Origin of the sequence: Nocardia sp. BSTN01 (assembly GCF_015354405.1) — a bacterium.
Taxonomy (GTDB): domain Bacteria; phylum Actinomycetota; class Actinomycetes; order Mycobacteriales; family Mycobacteriaceae; genus Nocardia.
The window spans coordinates 1-15,329 of sequence record NZ_JADKYP010000091.1; the positions used below are offsets into that span (position 1 = coordinate 1).

At 67.9% G+C, this 15,329-nt stretch carries 18 protein-coding genes; all 18 read right to left on the reverse strand.

Features of this window, described 5'->3' with window-relative positions; translation table 11 throughout:
• A partial coding sequence (locus IRT45_RS34410; RefSeq protein WP_194809944.1) for a peptidoglycan DD-metalloendopeptidase family protein occupies nt 1-1,206 on the reverse strand: 1,206 nt, incomplete at its 3' end.
• Nucleotides 1,203-1,775 (reverse strand): DUF2744 domain-containing protein, encoded by a 573-nt coding sequence (locus IRT45_RS34415; RefSeq protein ID WP_194809945.1) that lies wholly within the window; start codon nt 1,773-1,775, stop codon nt 1,203-1,205. The genes IRT45_RS34410 and IRT45_RS34415, both read right to left, overlap by 4 nt.
• A gap of 21 nt (nt 1,776-1,796) precedes the next feature.
• Complete coding sequence (locus IRT45_RS34420) at nt 1,797-3,461, reverse strand: phage tail protein (RefSeq protein WP_194809946.1); 1,665 nt, start codon at nt 3,459-3,461, stop codon at nt 1,797-1,799.
• The gene (locus IRT45_RS34425) at nt 3,458-4,402 is read right to left on the reverse strand and encodes a hypothetical protein (protein ID WP_194809947.1); all 945 of its coding nucleotides are present in this window, start codon (nt 4,400-4,402) and stop codon (nt 3,458-3,460) included. The genes IRT45_RS34420 and IRT45_RS34425 overlap by 4 nt, the downstream gene beginning before the upstream one ends.
• Nucleotides 4,399-8,961, reverse strand: a complete 4,563-nt coding sequence (locus IRT45_RS37370; RefSeq protein ID WP_228535897.1) for a phage tail tape measure protein — start codon at nt 8,959-8,961, stop codon at nt 4,399-4,401. The genes IRT45_RS34425 and IRT45_RS37370 overlap by 4 nt, the downstream gene beginning before the upstream one ends.
• Before the next feature lie 4 nt (nt 8,962-8,965).
• A complete protein-coding gene (locus IRT45_RS34435; RefSeq protein WP_194809948.1) occupies nt 8,966-9,325 on the reverse strand; it encodes a hypothetical protein in 360 nt (119 codons plus the stop codon).
• A 23-nt stretch (nt 9,326-9,348) separates the two neighbouring features.
• Nucleotides 9,349-9,807 (reverse strand): hypothetical protein, encoded by a 459-nt coding sequence (locus IRT45_RS34440; protein ID WP_194809949.1) that lies wholly within the window; start codon nt 9,805-9,807, stop codon nt 9,349-9,351.
• A 3-nt stretch (nt 9,808-9,810) separates the two neighbouring features.
• Entirely contained in the window at nt 9,811-10,635 is an 825-nt protein-coding gene (locus tag IRT45_RS34445; RefSeq protein WP_194809950.1) for a hypothetical protein, read from the reverse strand.
• Between the two features lie 57 nt (nt 10,636-10,692).
• The gene (locus IRT45_RS34450) at nt 10,693-11,136 is read right to left on the reverse strand and encodes a hypothetical protein (RefSeq protein WP_194809951.1); all 444 of its coding nucleotides are present in this window, start codon (nt 11,134-11,136) and stop codon (nt 10,693-10,695) included.
• A complete protein-coding gene (locus IRT45_RS34455; RefSeq protein WP_194809952.1) occupies nt 11,133-11,453 on the reverse strand; it encodes an HK97 gp10 family phage protein in 321 nt (106 codons plus the stop codon). The genes IRT45_RS34450 and IRT45_RS34455 overlap by 4 nt, the downstream gene beginning before the upstream one ends.
• A gap of 3 nt (nt 11,454-11,456) precedes the next feature.
• Nucleotides 11,457-11,726, reverse strand: a complete 270-nt coding sequence (locus IRT45_RS34460; RefSeq protein ID WP_194809953.1) for a hypothetical protein — start codon at nt 11,724-11,726, stop codon at nt 11,457-11,459.
• A gap of 3 nt (nt 11,727-11,729) precedes the next feature.
• Entirely contained in the window at nt 11,730-12,119 is a 390-nt protein-coding gene (locus IRT45_RS34465; protein WP_194809954.1) for a hypothetical protein, read from the reverse strand.
• Nucleotides 12,116-12,508, reverse strand: coding sequence for a hypothetical protein (locus tag IRT45_RS34470; RefSeq protein WP_194809955.1), 393 nt, complete (start codon nt 12,506-12,508; stop codon nt 12,116-12,118). Before IRT45_RS34470 ends, IRT45_RS34465 begins: the two co-directional genes overlap by 4 nt.
• A complete protein-coding gene (locus tag IRT45_RS34475) occupies nt 12,505-12,933 on the reverse strand; it encodes a hypothetical protein (protein WP_194809956.1) in 429 nt (142 codons plus the stop codon). Before IRT45_RS34475 ends, IRT45_RS34470 begins: the two co-directional genes overlap by 4 nt.
• Nucleotides 12,933-13,964, reverse strand: a complete 1,032-nt coding sequence (locus IRT45_RS34480; protein WP_194809957.1) for a major capsid protein — start codon at nt 13,962-13,964, stop codon at nt 12,933-12,935. Before IRT45_RS34480 ends, IRT45_RS34475 begins: the two co-directional genes overlap by 1 nt.
• 15 nt (nt 13,965-13,979) lie before the next feature.
• Nucleotides 13,980-14,357 carry a head decoration protein gene (locus IRT45_RS34485; protein ID WP_194809958.1) on the reverse strand — a complete coding sequence of 126 codons (378 nt, stop codon included), beginning with the start codon at nt 14,355-14,357 and terminating at the stop codon, nt 13,980-13,982.
• 27 nt (nt 14,358-14,384) lie between these two features.
• Nucleotides 14,385-15,029, reverse strand: coding sequence for a hypothetical protein (locus tag IRT45_RS34490; RefSeq protein ID WP_194809959.1), 645 nt, complete (start codon nt 15,027-15,029; stop codon nt 14,385-14,387).
• Nucleotides 15,030-15,128: 99 nt separating this feature from the next.
• Nucleotides 15,129-15,329, reverse strand: a 201-nt coding sequence (locus IRT45_RS34495; protein ID WP_194809960.1) for a hypothetical protein, incomplete at its 5' end; no start/stop codon positions are given.

Sequence of the window (15,329 nt, forward strand, 5' to 3'; positions counted from 1 at the left end):
GAGCATCTCGCCCGCGGTGGCGTCGGTCGCACCGTTGGGCTTGGTGGGCCGGTGCGCCCATACGGCCTTGGCGATTTCGTCTGCACTGGGCATGTCTTCGTCTCCTGTCAGTAGTGCTCGGAGTTGGTCGGGGGTGCCGCGGAATGCGTCGACGTCGACCGAGCGGCCCGCGACAAGGCCCTGCTCGGAGAACTGGAAGATCGCGACGTCGAGGCCGCCGTAGCTCTGCCAGCCGCTGTCGTGGCCGCCCGGGTAGATCGCCGACGCGTAGCCCGCTCGGTAGGCGCCGTAGCTCGACGACATCAGCGGCGGTAGGCCGGTCAGGTCGGGCGAGCCGATCTGCTCGTGATACCAGCGCGGCAGATACGTCAGACCGACACGCACGCCGCGCCGTTGGATCGCCGCGACCATCGCGCGGGCCACATCCGCGCCGCCGGAGTTGGCCTCGTGGTCGATCATCGCGGGGATGCTCTTGTCGCCGAGCTGGGCGACGAACAGGTCGGCTTGTGCCTCGATATCGCAGTCGGCGCGCACGTAGTGGTAGCCGACGAGGATCTTGCCCGCGGCGAGGGTGGTGTCACGGAATCCGGGCCATTCACTGTCGCGGAAGTAGTCGCCCTCGCTGACCTTGGCGATGACGTATTCGAATCCTTCATCGAACACGCGCCGAAGGTCGAGGCCTTCCTGGTGATTCGAGATGTCGATGCCGAATGTGACCGGCGGGGCGGCCGGTATATCTGCTGGCATGTTTTCGCCTCCTGGTTCTTTCGCGCCGGTCAGCCACGGCAGCGGGTCGAGACGGTCGCCGCTGTCTGCCTTCGCCCACACCGACCGGTGAACTTCGAAATGCAGGTGCGGGGCGACGCCGCCGTTGCTGCGGCTGTCGGGGTTGATACGGCCGATGCGCTGTCCTGCTGTGACCTGGTCGCCGGGCGCGACCTCGCGCACGATGTGGCCGTAGACCGTGGTGCCGCTACCGGCCTCGGTCGGGTGGTCGATGACGACCCAGCCCGCGGGGTCCGGGCCGCCGAATCCGCTGGCCGGTCCGGCGTTGACTACACGGCCGGCCTGCGCGGCGTAGACCGGCATGCCCGCGCTGCCACCGTCGCGGCCGAAGTCCTGGCCGTAGTGGAATCCACCATCGCGCGGCCCGAACGGCGACGTCTGGATTCGGCCGTGGCCGAGCGGCCAATAGCGTTCGCTCATGTGAACCTCTTCAGAATTCCGTTGCGGTTCTTGCCGTTTCGCTCCGCATAGAGGACCCGGCCACGTTCGACCGGATCGGTGTCGGCCAGCTCGCGCAGGTAGCTGCACACCTCGGTCACGCTGTGCGTGCCGGGGTCGAACCGTGGTGGTTCGTCGATCGCGTCGACGGTGCGGGCGGCGCTGGGTTCGGGCTGCGGTTTCTCGATCCGGTAGCCCATGTGCCGATACCGCTCGAGCTGCGCCGCTTGTTCGTGCACGGTGAGGCTTTCGGGGTCCTGCACCGTGTACGGCTCAGGCGCCGGGGTGCCGGGTTTCACCCAGTCAGCGGCACCGTTGAGGGGATGGTTGATCCCGCGCACTGGAGGCAGGTATTCCTTCGTCGCCAGCGCGGGATCCATCGGCGGGCAGCCTGCTTCGGTCAGGTGCTTGGAAATCATGCGGCACATCGGCTCAGGCAGCACCATGCGTTGCATTCCCGGGCCGAGCGGGATGCATTGCAGTGCGGGCAGAAACCGTTCCTCGGGGTTGTCGGGGTCGATGTCTTCGATGCGCCAGATGCGGCCGGCCATGTCGTTGGTCTCCGTTTCGTGTCAGAGGACGCCGAGGTCACGGGTGATGGAGAACAGCTCTTGCGCCATCTCGATTGCCTTCTGCACCGGGTCCTCGGGGTCGCGGTGGCCGACGGTGATGGTCCAAGCGACCGCCTTGTCGCGCGACCACTCGAGCACCAGCTCGCTGATGCGGTCGACGTAGACGCGGCCGGGCTCGCCCCAGTCCTTGACCGTGGTGCCGATCCGCGTGCCCAACCAGGCGTTGCCTTTGCCGTTCTGCCCGATCCGCAATCCCTCGGCGCCGTCGACGACCGTCACGGTGTGAGTCGTCTTCTCGGAGGTCCGCCAGATGCCGGTACGTAGCGCGATAAGCGCGTTCACCCAGTACGCGCGATCGCTTCCGCCACAGAGGGTTTCGTGCAGATGAGACCAGCCGAGCTCTTGCGCCCGGCCGATCAGCTTGATCTTCTGCCAGCTGAGCACGACGTCGGTGTAGAGCGGTTTCGCGAGGGCATCAGCAGCTCCCCCGAGAGGCGGTGCGCCGACCGGGATGATGGCGCTGATGAAGTCGCCGGCCATGTTGATCGCCGCCGAGATCATCTCGTTCACGCCATAGGCTGAGTGACCACCGGCTACGAACCCGACATCGCTCGGGGGCTTGTAGTGGAACGAGTTCGAAGTGATGGCGGTGTGGTCGCCGTCGCGCAGGATGATGTGCGGCGCACGGGGATTCGTTCCCCAGTAGCCCGACTGCCCGTACTCGCTCGGGAACGTGGGGTCGTCGATGATGTCGACGCCCTCGGTGTATCCGTCGGAGCCGATTTCGGTGAACGCGCGCACCAGGCCGGTCCACACCGAGCCGCCGAAACTGGTCTCGGTGTTCCATGCGGAGTTGTCGACCAGCTTCCACACGATCGCGCCGGGCTTCACATTCGCGCCGGGCCACGGGGGCGGGTCGCCGGGCATGTGCCGGCGCGGCTGCCACGTCAGCTGTGCATCGTCGGTGATGCGCTTCTGCACGTCGTGCATGTACTTGAACCGGCTGTGGACGATGCAGATCGTGGATGAGTCGGCGAACAGGTCGACGGGCTCGACCACCTGCGACCACGTCGACTGGTCCAAATTGATCCATTGGCTCGGGTCGAGCGGGTTGTCGGGCAGCGTCCACAGCGAGCCCTCAAGCCGCAGCAGCTGCAGGAACAGGGTCAGCGTCAGCGCGAAACGTGCGGGCAGCGGGCCCATGATGTAGACGCGCGGGAACTGGAATTCCGGCGGCAGGAACGGATTGCAGTAGACCAGAATGTGTTTCAGGTGTTCGTAGTCGCTGAGGAAGTGCGCGCGTACGATCCGCTGCCCGGTCTCGGGATCCTTGAACTGCTCGAGGTCATCGAGGAATCCGGACCACTGGCCGCCGTCCTTCTCGACGACGATGATCACGTTCTTCTTTGACCGGCCGTAGACGTCGGTAAGCCACCGCGCGAGGTAGTACTGCGCGGGCAGCTCGACCACACCGGTGCCGGTCTCGTTCTCCGGGAGCGTGAACTTCGCGGAGATCTCGCGGTGGATCTCGCCCGCGAGGACGAAGTCGCCGTCGAACAGCGACATCTTCGGCGGGATCAGCCGCCGGTCGTTGTCCTTGCGGAGGTCGGCGACGATCTCGTCGAATACGGCATCGAAGTCGATGTCTTCGGCGATCGCGGTCATTCGTCGAGCCCCCACGGTCGCGGCCACTCACGCGGCACGGTGAGACGGATACGAGTGCCGATCGGCGCCCCGGTGACGGTGACCGGGATCTGCTGGCGGGGTACGACGCCGCCGCCCGGGATCGGGTACATCAGCCGGATACCGCCCATCCGGCCGCTGTATTCGCTCTTGGTCGCCGTGTTGAATTGGCCGCCCATGCTCATCGGGTCGACGGTGATGTGCAGGTGCTCGCCGAGATGCAGCGGCGCGAGCACGACCTTGCGTAGCGCGTCCTCGTCGGCGCGCTCGTGAAGGTCGTTGCCCCACGAGTAATCCGGCAGCGTGACCGTGATGCCCTCGGCTGCGGCCTGGATATCCCAGATCGGATAGGCGTCGTAGTCCTCGGGCAGTGGGTTGTCGACCCACACGTGTCCGGTTTCGGTTCCGCCGCCGGTGGTGTCAGTCTGTGTGATGAACGAGGACGGTTGCGGTGCCTCGATCCACCGCGGGTAGCCGGCCACCAACGGCAGGGTGATGCGGGCGGTCTTCTCGGAGTTCGGGTCGTTGTTCGTCTTGAGCCGCGGCTTGCCAGCGAGGCGGACCGGTAGATACCGGCGCGATCCGTCCGCGGTGACCCAGATCTTGGAGTCACGCTTGTATGACCAGCTGTTCCGGAACGCCGAATCGATTCGCGCCCACGGCATGTTGGGCAGGCTCATGATTTCGAATGCGAGCGCGAAATCGTATTTGTCTTCCTTGATGCCGTTGAACGTGGCGCCGATTTCGTACGCCGTGCTGTTGTACAGCGCGGTCACCGGCGGATCGAACATGCCGTCGAAGTCGGTGCCGGACTCCTCGTCGGCCAGGGCGATGCCCTGCTTCCACTGGTCCGGACCGGCGACGTCCCACCACTGGCCGCGCGGCCCCTCGCAGCCGATGACGGTGTCGTCGGGTGGGATCATCGCGCCACCAGCCCGGACACTCGGTCACGCTGGCCTTGCTTGATCAGCTTCCACTCGCGTTGGAACTCGCCCGCGCTCATGCCGGTGTGCAGGTTCTCGATGGTGACGCCGGCGTCGATGTTGTGGACGGGTGCGGGCGCCGGGGCGCGGGTGGCGGCCATTGCGCGCGCGTTGCGCAGGTCACCGGGAGACAGCACGTATTCCTCCTGGCCGGACAGATTCAGGGCGGCGACACCGTGCGGCAGCGGGCCGCCCTGGTCGCGCAGCACCATCGGAAGTTGGAAGGTCTTGAGCAGCTGCGGCAGCCAGTTGTAGGTGCCGGGCGTGACAGGTCCCTGTGCCCGGATCTCGTCGTCGCTCGCCGATGCCGGCGGCGGCGCGGCGGCGGCCTGGTCGGCGGCGTCGGATGCCTGTTTCTGGGCGACGGTTGCGGCGATGCCGATCAGCGCGCCGGTCGTGCCGCCGATGTCGCCGCCGAGTCCGATCGCCGAGAGCGCCTCACCGGCCGCGCCGGTGACCGCGGACTTGACCGCTTCGCCGAGCAGCGCGACCGGGCTACTGGTGTTGCTGCCGCCGAGTCCCCATGCCTCGTCGCGCTGTTTCTTGATCTCGGCGCGCTCGGCGTTGATCGCCTTCTGATAGTCGCGGTCGGCCTTGTGCCGGTCGGCCTCGGTCGCGGTCGGGTCCGCGTACACGTCGTCACGGTCGAACTTGGCGTCCTCGACGGCCTGGTGCAGCTCTTGCAACCGGATCTGGTCGTCGGTCAGATTCCCTTGCAGCGGCGGTGCTTCGGGCACGTCGCCGCCGCTGCCCTGCGCGTCCTGCTTCTTCTGCTCGAGTTCGCGCACCCGGAGGTCGGCCTGCTGCGCCGAGATCTGCGCCTGCTTCTTGTCGTTGTCGTCCTTCTTCGGGTCGGCGAGGTCCTTGTCGCGCTGGATGTTGGCCTTGTCGCGCGACACGATCGCCGATTGCAGCTCGAGCTCGTCGGACTCGTCCCACGACTTCTCTTTGCGCCGCTTGCTCTTTCGGCCGCTGCCGTTGTCCGGCGGACTGAATGCCGACCCCGGCAGATACATCTTGAGCGGGAACTGCGAGTCGCCCGGGTCGGTTGCGCCGGGCCCGATGTGCACGCCGGACGAATTCGACTCGATCGGGGTGCCGTTGAGCTTGCCCGCCATGTGCGAGTACTCGCCGCCGCCGCCGCGGTAGACACCGATGTTCAGGCCGCGGCCGGTCGGGTCGGCGCCGGGCAGGAATCCGAGGCCGCTGAAATCGCTTTCGGTGGTGAAGTAGCGGACGTGCGGTTCGAGCCCTTTCAGCAGCGCATAGGCGTACGAGACCAGCGCTGAGCAGTCCCACGACGGATTGCCGACGCCGCCGTACTGGTAGGGCTTGCCCGCCTCGGCGCGTAGTGCCGTCATCGTCCGGTCGATGGCGATGCCGCCGTCGGCCATCGGCGTTAGCCCGTACCCGAAATGCGCTGCGACGGTGCCGAGGATCTCGGTTGAGCGAGACCGCTTCGCGGGCGCGAGCGGGATGAACGCTTCGCCGCCGGTCTCGGGTTCGGCGTACTGGTACAACCGCGACTGGACCGGCTGGATCTTCGCCTGCGACGGCAGCGGCCCGTCGATGCCTCCGTCGGCGCGTGGCTTCGGCGCGACCGTGACCGGTCCGACGAAGTCCGACGGCTTGCCCTGCTGCGTGAGTGCCTCGCCGCGGGTTTGGTATTCGACGTTGATCCGCTGCGTCTTGTCCGGCAGTGCCTTGTTGATCAGCTCGTCGAGCTTCGCGATCACGGCCGCCACGTCGGGTGCGCTGACGTGCACGATGCCGGGCTTGCCGTTGACTTCCTCGACCTTGGCGCCGGTCTTGTCGAGTTCGGCTCGCGCTTCGGCAGTGAGCGCGGTGACCGGGATGTCGACGCCCTGCGCGTTGTTGCGCAGCAGTCCCTCGATGACGACGAGCTGCTGCTCGGTCGAGTCGGCGCCCTTGAGCTGCGCGAGGATCGTGATGTCCTTGGGCAGGTATCCGAGCTGCTCGGCCATCACGCGCACCTGGTCGGCGTTCAGGCCGGCCGACGCGGCGAGCTGTTCGAACTGCTTCCGGTTCTGCTCGAGAATCGGATCCATGTTCGCGCCGGCCTCGGCCGCGGTGATCGTGGCGTCACGGATCTTGGTCAGCGAGTCGTAGAGCCGCTGGCCGTTCGATGTGGCGGTGTCGACCTGGCCGCCCTGCCCGATCAGCGCCTGCCCGAATCCTTGGGTCTTGTCCCACACATCGACGGTGGCCTGCGCGGTCTCGCGCACCTGCGCGTTGTACCGGGCCAGCGCGTCCTGCACAGCGACGGGCTTGCCTGAAAGCACCTGCAGCGCGGTCTTCATGGCGTCGATGCGGTCGGCGGCCGAGCTGGACTGGTCGGCGAGGATCTTCACGGCCGCGGTGAGGTCGAAGAATCCGGGGCTCGCGGTCTGCGCGGCGCGCGCGGCTTCGGCGAGCTGGTCGTGCGCGGTCTTCAATGTGGCGGCGACCTGTTTGCCGGCGTCGCCGGTGGCTTGCAGTTTCGCGATGAGGTTGTCGTAGGCGGGTCCGCCTTGGGTGACGACTTCCCCGACGCCGTTCATGTCGAGTTTCAGGTCGCCCATCACCTTGCGCAGCGCTTCGTACTGCTCGGTTGCGCCGGTGACCTTGTCGTATTCCTTTTCCCACGCGTCGTTGCTGCCGAGCCCGTTGCCGGAGATGTTGTCGAGCAGGTGGCCGAGGTTCTCGATCGAGCTGTGCCCGCGCTCGCCGAGTTCGGTGATGCCTTTGAGTGAGGCCTGCACGGCGGCGGATCCTGCGGACACTGCCTGCTGTGACAGTCCACCGTTGGCGGCGCCGACCGCCTTCGCGAAATCGGCCTGCGCACGGGCACCTTGGGCGGTGGCGTCGGCGAGCGCGCGCTGGGCGGCCTTCGCCGATTGGGCGGACTCGATGTTCGCGGTGATCGCTGCGACACCGGCGGTGAATGCGAGTGCCCACGGTCCGCCGAGCATCGACACGACACCGCTGGCGGCCGACCGGACACCGGACGCCGCGGCGGCGACGGTGCCCTGCGTGCGGGCGAACACGGTCGCCGATTCCGCGCTGTTGCGGTACGCCTCCCCCATCTTCGACAGCACGGGCACCCGCGCCTCGAGGGTGGCGATCGCGGCGCCGTAGCGGCCCAGCTCGACGCCGCTGCGGGCGGCGAGCTGCTGCTGCACCGCCATCTCTTCGTTGAACCCGCGGAACTTGTCACGCATGTTCCCGACCTGCGTGCCGAGCGTGTTGCCGATTCCGCTGGCCCGCAGCGCGACCAGCGCTGCGGTCGCGGCGAGCACGGGCGCCGGCAGGTCGGCAACGAACTTCACCACCGGCGCGACCGCGCGACCCAGCTCGACCGCGCCGTCGGCCGCGGTGTGTAGTCCGTCGACTAGATGCGGGGTGGCGTCGTTGATCAGGTCGGCCGCGCCCGACGCGAACGCCGTGAGCGGTCCCTTGGCGAGGTCGTACACCTCGAGGGCCATGCCTTCGGCGGCGTTCTGGATCCGCTCCATCGCGCCGGGCAGGCCCTGCATTTTCGCGTTCGCGACGTCGGCGGCCGAGCCCTGCCGAGACATGGCGTCGTGCATGGCGTCGTAGCCGGCGGCGCCCTTCTCCGCGGCGATGCCGGCCAACCGTGCGGCGTCGCTGCCGAACAGGGTCGCGGTAGCGGCCTGGTACTGCTGGTCGGTCATCCGCTTCGATGCGTCCTGCAGCTGACCGAACAGACTGTGGAGGCCGACGAATTTGCCCTGCGCGTCGTAGACAGTGAGGTTGAGCGAGTGCATCGCCTGCTGGGCGGGCTTGCCCTGGTCGGTCAGCGCCAGCAGTGCGGACTTGAGCAGGGTGCCGGCGTCGGAGCCCTTGATGCCGGAGTTGGCGAACAGGCCGATCGCTGCCGCGGTGTCCTCGACCGTGAGGCCGAATTGATGGGCGACCGCGCCGCCGGACTGCAACGCGTACGCGACGTCGGTGATTTCGGCGCTCGACGCGTTCGCGGTGTTGGCGAGCACGTCGGCAACCCTGGTCGCATCGCCTGCCTGCAGCCCGAACGCCTGCAGCGCCGCGGACTGGATGGTCGCGGCCTGCGCGGCGTCGATCTGGGCAGCGGCGGCCAGCTGCAGCGAACCCTTCGCCGCGTCCATCGACTGTTTGACGTTGAACCCACCTTTGGCGAGTTCGGTCATCGCCGCCGCGGCGTCGTTGGCCGAAGTGCCCGGCAGGGTGATGTCGTTTCCGAGAGCTTTGGCCTTCGCCGACACATCGGCCATCTCGGAGGCCGACGCGTTCGCGACCGCCTTCATCGTGTTCAGCGTGGTCGTGAACTCGTTGCCGATCTTGATGACCTGACCGAATGCGGCCGTGCCGGCGAACGCCAGCCCGAGCGCCCCGCCGAGCGCGGTCGCTGCCCCGATCGCGGGCTGCAGGTCCCGCTTCATCTTTCCCACGAATTCGCGGGTGTCGGGTGCTACGAGGATGTCGATCCGGCCACCGGCCATGCGGTCACCTCCCCTCGTATCGGGCCATCAGCTCCCGCAGTCCCAACTTCCGGGGCGGGGGCACTTCGTATTTCTGGTGCTCGGCGCGAGCGCGTTCGGCGAGCTCGGCCGTGACGTCCGGATCGCGCAGCGCGATCGGCGCGAGGATGGGAAGCGGTGGCGGTTTGATGCCGGCCGCCTTGCGGCGCTCGCGGTCGCGTTTGACTTCCGGATCGTCGGGATCTGTTGTGCCGCCGACGTAGTCGAAATTGAGCAGGTAGTCGAGGCGGTCGACCAGGCGCGCGATGTTCTCCGAATCGCGGGCGGATTGGGTGTCGCGCGCTGCTGAATCTGTGAGCAGCGCAGCGACATCCCGATACGGCATCTCGGCGAGAGCCGTGCGCAGATTCAGTCCGTAGTGGCGCTGGACTCGTGCGAAGGCTGCGCCCCAGCGGCCGGGCTCGAGAAGCTCGGCAAGCGCCGGGGCGCGAACGGTTCCCCCTCCGCGTCATAGATCCCGGCAATCTTGGTGATGCGGTTCATCGCCACGGCGGCATGGGCGGGGTCGAGCTCGCGGATCTTCGCCCACAGGGCAGGCCCGTCAGTGGTGAGCAGCGTGAGCGCTTCTTCGAATTTGTCGCCGATCAGGTAGTGCAGAAACGTCGCCGCCTCGTCGCCGGTGAATCGCCGCCGCACGTCGCACTCGACACCGAGTAGCGCGATCGGTTGCGGGTCGCCGCCGTCGACGCCGAGTTCGTCGAGGATGCCGATTCGTTCCGGCGCCGCGGGCGCGGCCGGGGTTGCCGGCCGCGCCTGCCGCCGCGAGGTCGACGCCGACTGGGCGCCGGACTTGCGTTGTGTCGCCACTGATTACCCTCGCTCGACCTTCACGGTGCCCGACGGGGTCAGGCTCGCGCCGGACGCGCTGAGCTGGCCCGGCTTCTTGATCAACACCGTGTAGGGGCCGCCCACCGAGCCGGTCACGGTCGCGTTGCCGGTGCCGATGGTCGACAGCCCTTCGAGCGCGGTCTGCACCGCGCTGTTCGCGGCGTCGTTGGCGAGGCCGCTGGTGTTCTGTCCACCGAACCCGAGCGTGAAGGTGCCGCCGGTGGTGCCCGGAGGCAGTGTGACCACGAAGCTGCCCCACAGCGGGTTCCACGAGGTCAACGGCACGAACGGGTCGAGCGCGAGCAGTTCGAACTCGAAACCGTCGAGGTCTTCCTTGCCGAAGGTCCGCGGCGGCGGCGTGGTGAGAGTGACTCGCGGCGAGTAGAAACCGGCGTTGCCGTCCTCGTCGCGCAGGACCGCGACGAACGCGAAGTCCTCGTCGTCGCCGGCGTTCCACTGGAACACACCCGAGCCGGGCGAGGTTTCGGAGATGCTTCCGCCCTGCAGCGCGGTCAGCGTCGATGCGACCGAGTAGTCGACGCAGCGCAGCTTGATGCGCTCCTCGGTGGGCGACTTGACCACCTTGTAGGGTGCGCGGCGGCGGTTCCACACCTTTTTCGGTGTGACGTCGCGGGTGCCGTTCAGCTCGAAGCCGGCTTCGATGCCGCCGAACGGATCCCACATGATGGAGCCGGACACCAGGTTGTCGGCGAACGGGTCGGTGGGCAGTACGGTGCCCGCCGGCGCACGGTATCCGTCGCCGTCGAGCCACACATACGCCTTTTCGGGATCAGCGTGAACGCTCATGACTACCTCCTCAGAGGAATTGCGCGCAGCACGAAATAGGCTGCACTGGAATGGTTTTCAGTGGCGCGGCGCGCGCATCTTGAGTTCCACGCGGATCGTCGCGCGGTACAGCGGAGTGTCGGGGCCGCGTTTGAGGTCGATCATGTTGATCGGTCCGTCGGTCCATCGGGCATTCCAACCCGAGCCCCGGAACTCTTGGGGTTTCGCGCGGGCCAGCAGTTCGCCTGCCAGTGCCGCGATATCCCAGGTGAGTTCTTCGGGGTCGGTTGTGCCGCCGAGGATTTCGATTTTCGGTGCCCACACGTCGACCTGGACGAGCGGCTTTCGCAGCAGCGGGTCCTCGCCCACGTTGCCCGGCGCCCGGATGGTGGTACACACACCGGTGAGCGGGGCGGGCAGTTCGCGGGTGGTGATCGCGTCGGCCGGCACCTTCGCGGTGAATTTCGGCTGCGCGATCAGGAACGCCCGGACGGCGCCGGGCGCGAACGGGATCGGTGTCATCGGCGGCGCCCTCGCGGCTGCCATCCGGAGTACCGGCCGTGTTTGCGGGCAGCGTCGGTCAGCGTCGCATGCGCTGGCGTATCGCTGGTCCCGTATTCCTTGTACATGGCGTCGGGGTCGTCATCGACGACGTCGACGTCGTTGCCGTGGATGTCCTCGCGGATGCCGTCACGGAATTCGCCGGTCAGCACGGGCGCGGTCGCTCGTGCTTCCTCGACGATCTCCTTGGCGATCTCGCGTCGCCGCGACGTCGACAGCACCCGCGCTGCGCCATTGACCACACCATCGAAGATGGTGAGCCGCGCCGAGCCGGCCATCGGCTACCGGCTGCGCTTCCGCGGCTCGGCCGCGGCTGCGGGATCGCCGACCGGTTCGCCTGCGGCGCTGGCAGGTTCGGACGATGCGAGCGGGATGAATGCCTCACCGTCGGCCGGGGCCGGGGCGGGCTCTACGGTGCCTCCGGTAGCGAACTCGACCGGCTTCGCCGGTTCGGCCGTTTCCGGGTGCTTGGCGCGATGCTGGCGGTAGGCGCGGCCGTCGGCCGAGCCGGTGTGGGTGACGCCGTTGTCGTCGGTCCATGTGGCGAGCATGGGTTACTCCTTCATGTCGGATGCGTGCCGCACGATCGCGGCGATATACGCGGGCCGCCGAGATCCCCGCGCGGGGCGGCGGACTCGAGGTGTGCCCTGCACGGTGACGGTGTCGCCGACCGCGACGATGTCGGAGACATCGGCGGGCCCGTCGAACCGCAGCACCGCTCGCCGGTCGAGCGCGACTGGCAGACCGGGATCCAGTAGCAGGGTCAGGCGCTCGGTGGTGACGCCGCCGCCGAGGTCGTCCTGCTCGGGCGCGGTGATGATCCGCTGTTGCAGCAGACCGGTCCACGGCACCTCGTCCGGCTCGCCCGGAATGGAGTTGCCTGTGCTGGGATCGGTCGTTGCCGGGCCGGGCAGCAGCACGGTCCATTTCTCGCGAAAGGTCATGCGATGCCAGTCCGGATCGTGAACGCGTCGCCGGTATCCGGTGTGTCGGTGAGTTCGTCGAGTTCGTCGTCGGTCAGGTACACCAGGCTCGCCCTGGTGCCGCTGCCGCCGTACGACTCGCTGATCTCCGGATACTCGGTTCGGGTGACGTCGATTCCGCGGCGCATGGCGGCCAGAGCACGCAGCACCATCGCGGCGCCGATGCCCTTGACCGTCTCCGGATCGAGGCGGCCGTCGACGAGTCGCTCGTCGAGGCCGGCCACACTCGACCGCATCTTCGCCGACGCGCGAGCGATGAACCGAGTCACCTGCGTGATCTCGGCATCTTTGTACGTCTCGCCCGAATACTCCTGCACGTCGTCGATCGCGAACAGCGGTTCAGCGGTCATGCCTGAGCGTCACCATTCGGTGCGGGCGCGGCAGCCGCCGCCTTGACCGCGGCGAGGATGTCGGCTCGCCTGGTCACCCCGTCCAGATCGATACCAGCCTTCTGCGCGTAGTCGCGCAGCTGCGGCACGGTCCACTCGTCGATCGGCTTGGCCGGCGCATCGCCCGGGCCCGGCTGCTGGTCGCCGCCGTCGCCCTGGCCGCCGTTGTCCGAGTCGTTCGCCGGTGGGGTGTTGCCAGCCTGCGGCGTGTGATCGGTCGGGATGACGGGATCGGCGATCACGTCGTCGTCCTCGTCGTCCTCGGCCCAGACGTCCGGGTTGGTGATCTTCGCGATCGCCCAGTCCGGCGGGATCTCCCCGGGGCCGTAAATGTGCGGGATACCTTCGTCGTCGTAGACGTGCACCGTGGTGTTGAGCGCTGCCATCACAGCACCGTCGCAACCATTGTGGCGTTCGCGTTCAGCAGCAGCGGCAGGCCGATACCGGACGCCTTGGTCCACCGCGCGACCGGATCGGCGTCGATGTACGAGCCGACCACGATGCCGGGCGCGTCCGTCTCGTCGATGCCGTAGTCGGGCTCGAGTGCCTCGGCCGTGGTGCCCCAGGCGGTCTCGCCGATCTTGACGCCCGAGCCCGGCACGTAGACGACCGCGGTATCGGGGAACAGCCGCGAGACGTTGCCCGCCGCGTCCTCGACCTGAGCGTCGAAGATCTCGAACGGGGGATGCCCGAACGAGGTGAACAACGCGTTGACCTGGTCGCGAGTCACGACGCCCTGCGTCGAGCCCGGAGGCAGGCAGTACGCGCGGATCTTGTCGTTCCGCATCAGCGCGGACATGACGCGCTGCGAGGTGATCGCGCGGCCCGGGTTCCCGGAGTTGGTGCCGCGGTAGACCGAGAACCACGTCTCCTGGTCGTTGATCGGGTCGGCTGCGCCGGCGCCGGTCACTCCCCACTTGGTCGCCGCGGTGACGGTGTTGCCGGACGCACGACCGAAATCGGCGGTCAGCGACAGACCGTTCTCCGCGAGGGTGACCTTGCCGCTGTAGATCGCCTCGGCCTTGGCCATGATGATCCGGGTCCGCAGCGCGTCCGCCAGCTCGACCGCGTCGTTGAAGATCAGGTCGCGGATCGCGGTGTCGGCCTTGCGCAGCCGCAGCCGGTCATACTCGCCGAGTCGCCGCTTCTCCGACATCGGGGGCAGCTCACCCGAGATTCGGGTGATGCCCTTGCGGCCGGTGATCCGCGCCTCGGTGTCGTACGACCGGAACTGAGCGGCTCGGCGCAGACCGCGCTGAGTGATGTTCGCCCGGAACTCGACGTCGTCGATCATGTTGTCGGGCAACAGGTTGTCGACGAGTGCGAGATCGTTGACCGGCATGTCGGCCAACGCTTCGCGCACGTAACCGGTCAGTTCGGCCGGCTGGACGTAATCGGAATTGATCACGAGTGCCATCGGTTACGCCTCCTCTCAGAAGTAGCTGATCTGCTTGGCAGTCGCCTGCCCGGCAGCGTTGACGGTGTGGGGCAACTTGGCGACGATCACGCCGCCGTGCCAGTGCAGAGCACCAGCGACCTTGGTCAGTCCCGCCGGCACCCGGAGCGCGGTCAGAAGATGGCCGGCGATCACCGCGGTCGACTCGTCGCCGACGGAGAACAGCCCGTACAGGCCGCTGCCGAGCTTCTTGAGCGCGTAGCCCGACTTCATCCAGCCCTCGGGGTAGTGAGTGGCCTGGGTGAAGGTGGACAGGTCGAGGGTGATCGGGCGTGCCCGGTCGGTGCCTTCGGCCGAAGCGAGCCACGACTGATCGTCCTGACCGAAGATGTCGGTCTTCACGTTGAGGTCCATCGTGTGCCCTCCTTTCAGAGTGTGGAATTACTTGGTGTTCTGTTGTTTTCGCGCCCGGTACTCGTCGCGTCCGGCCGCCATAGATCCACCAGTGGCGTTGGTCGACCCGCCGCCCTGCCGCCGGTCCGGCTTCGGGGTCGGGGGCTTGGGCGGGGTGTCGTCCGCGGGCTTTACGCCCGCGAGTTCTGCCTTGAGCGCTTCGGCATCGGCGGCGAGTTCCTCGGGGGTGTCGCCGACCAGGCGTCCGGCCATCGACAGCGGCAGACCGGCCGCGTTGGCTGCCTCGTATCGGGTCGCCTTCGCGGCGTCCTTCTCGAGCTGGCGCATGCGCTCCTCGCGGCGCTGCTCCTCGGTCTTGTTGGCGTCCTCGATGGCCTTGAGCTTGGCCTCGGCCGCGCGCTGGGCCTTCTCGGCGTCAGCCCGCAACTTCCGCTCGGCTTCGAGCGCCTTCTTGCCGCCCTCGCCCAGATCGCCGCCGTCGCTGCCCTTGCCCGGGTCCTCGCCGGTCGGCGGGGCCGAGCCCTCGGGCGGTGTGGTGCCGTCGCCCTGGCCGCCGCCGGCGGGAGGTTCGCCCTCCCCCGATCCGCCCTGAATCAGGTAGATCGGTGCGCCGTTTCGGCGGTGGCCGATCGCGCGACCCCAGACCGGATGCGTAGGCAGCTTGATATCCACTGGTGTTCCTCCGTCGCGGAGATTCCGGCCGGCCTCGCGCCGGTCGGGACAATTGGGGGTGCCGCCCGATGTGCGCGGGGCGGTGCGCGCGTATCCCGCTTAGCTGCGGGACGATTCGTCGGCGTCGCGGCCGGATTGCCAGCCAGCGAGCCACATCCGAGCGAGCATGGTCGCTCGCGGGTTCGCCTCGGCGATATCGGTGCCGTCGACGACGATGTCGCGATAGGACAGTCCGGCGCGTGCCGCGGCGGCGTAGGGGTTCGCGGTGGTCGGTTCGCCGGCGTCGAATGCGGCGCGGCC

Excerpts from the sequence above, each read along its gene's own strand:
- IRT45_RS34415 (WP_194809945.1), bottom strand. The coding sequence starts at position 1,775 with ATGGCCGGCCGCATCTGGCGCATCGAAGACATCGACCCCGACAACCCC.
- IRT45_RS34420 (WP_194809946.1), bottom strand. The coding sequence starts at position 3,461 with ATGACCGCGATCGCCGAAGACATCGACTTCGATGCCGTATTCGACGAG.
- IRT45_RS34425 (WP_194809947.1), bottom strand. The coding sequence starts at position 4,402 with ATGATCCCACCCGACGACACCGTCATCGGCTGCGAGGGGCCGCGCGGC.
- IRT45_RS37370 (WP_228535897.1), bottom strand. The coding sequence starts at position 8,961 with ATGGCCGGTGGCCGGATCGACATCCTCGTAGCACCCGACACCCGCGAA.
- IRT45_RS34435 (WP_194809948.1), bottom strand. The coding sequence starts at position 9,325 with ATGCCGTATCGGGATGTCGCTGCGCTGCTCACAGATTCAGCAGCGCGC.
- IRT45_RS34445 (WP_194809950.1), bottom strand. The coding sequence starts at position 10,635 with ATGAGCGTTCACGCTGATCCCGAAAAGGCGTATGTGTGGCTCGACGGC.
- IRT45_RS34450 (WP_194809951.1), bottom strand. The coding sequence starts at position 11,136 with ATGACACCGATCCCGTTCGCGCCCGGCGCCGTCCGGGCGTTCCTGATC.
- IRT45_RS34455 (WP_194809952.1), bottom strand. The coding sequence starts at position 11,453 with ATGGCCGGCTCGGCGCGGCTCACCATCTTCGATGGTGTGGTCAATGGC.
- IRT45_RS34460 (WP_194809953.1), bottom strand. The coding sequence starts at position 11,726 with ATGCTCGCCACATGGACCGACGACAACGGCGTCACCCACACCGGCTCG.
- IRT45_RS34465 (WP_194809954.1), bottom strand. The coding sequence starts at position 12,119 with ATGACCTTTCGCGAGAAATGGACCGTGCTGCTGCCCGGCCCGGCAACG.
- IRT45_RS34470 (WP_194809955.1), bottom strand. The coding sequence starts at position 12,508 with ATGACCGCTGAACCGCTGTTCGCGATCGACGACGTGCAGGAGTATTCG.
- IRT45_RS34475 (WP_194809956.1), bottom strand. The coding sequence starts at position 12,933 with ATGGCAGCGCTCAACACCACGGTGCACGTCTACGACGACGAAGGTATC.
- IRT45_RS34480 (WP_194809957.1), bottom strand. The coding sequence starts at position 13,964 with ATGGCACTCGTGATCAATTCCGATTACGTCCAGCCGGCCGAACTGACC.
- IRT45_RS34485 (WP_194809958.1), bottom strand. The coding sequence starts at position 14,357 with ATGGACCTCAACGTGAAGACCGACATCTTCGGTCAGGACGATCAGTCG.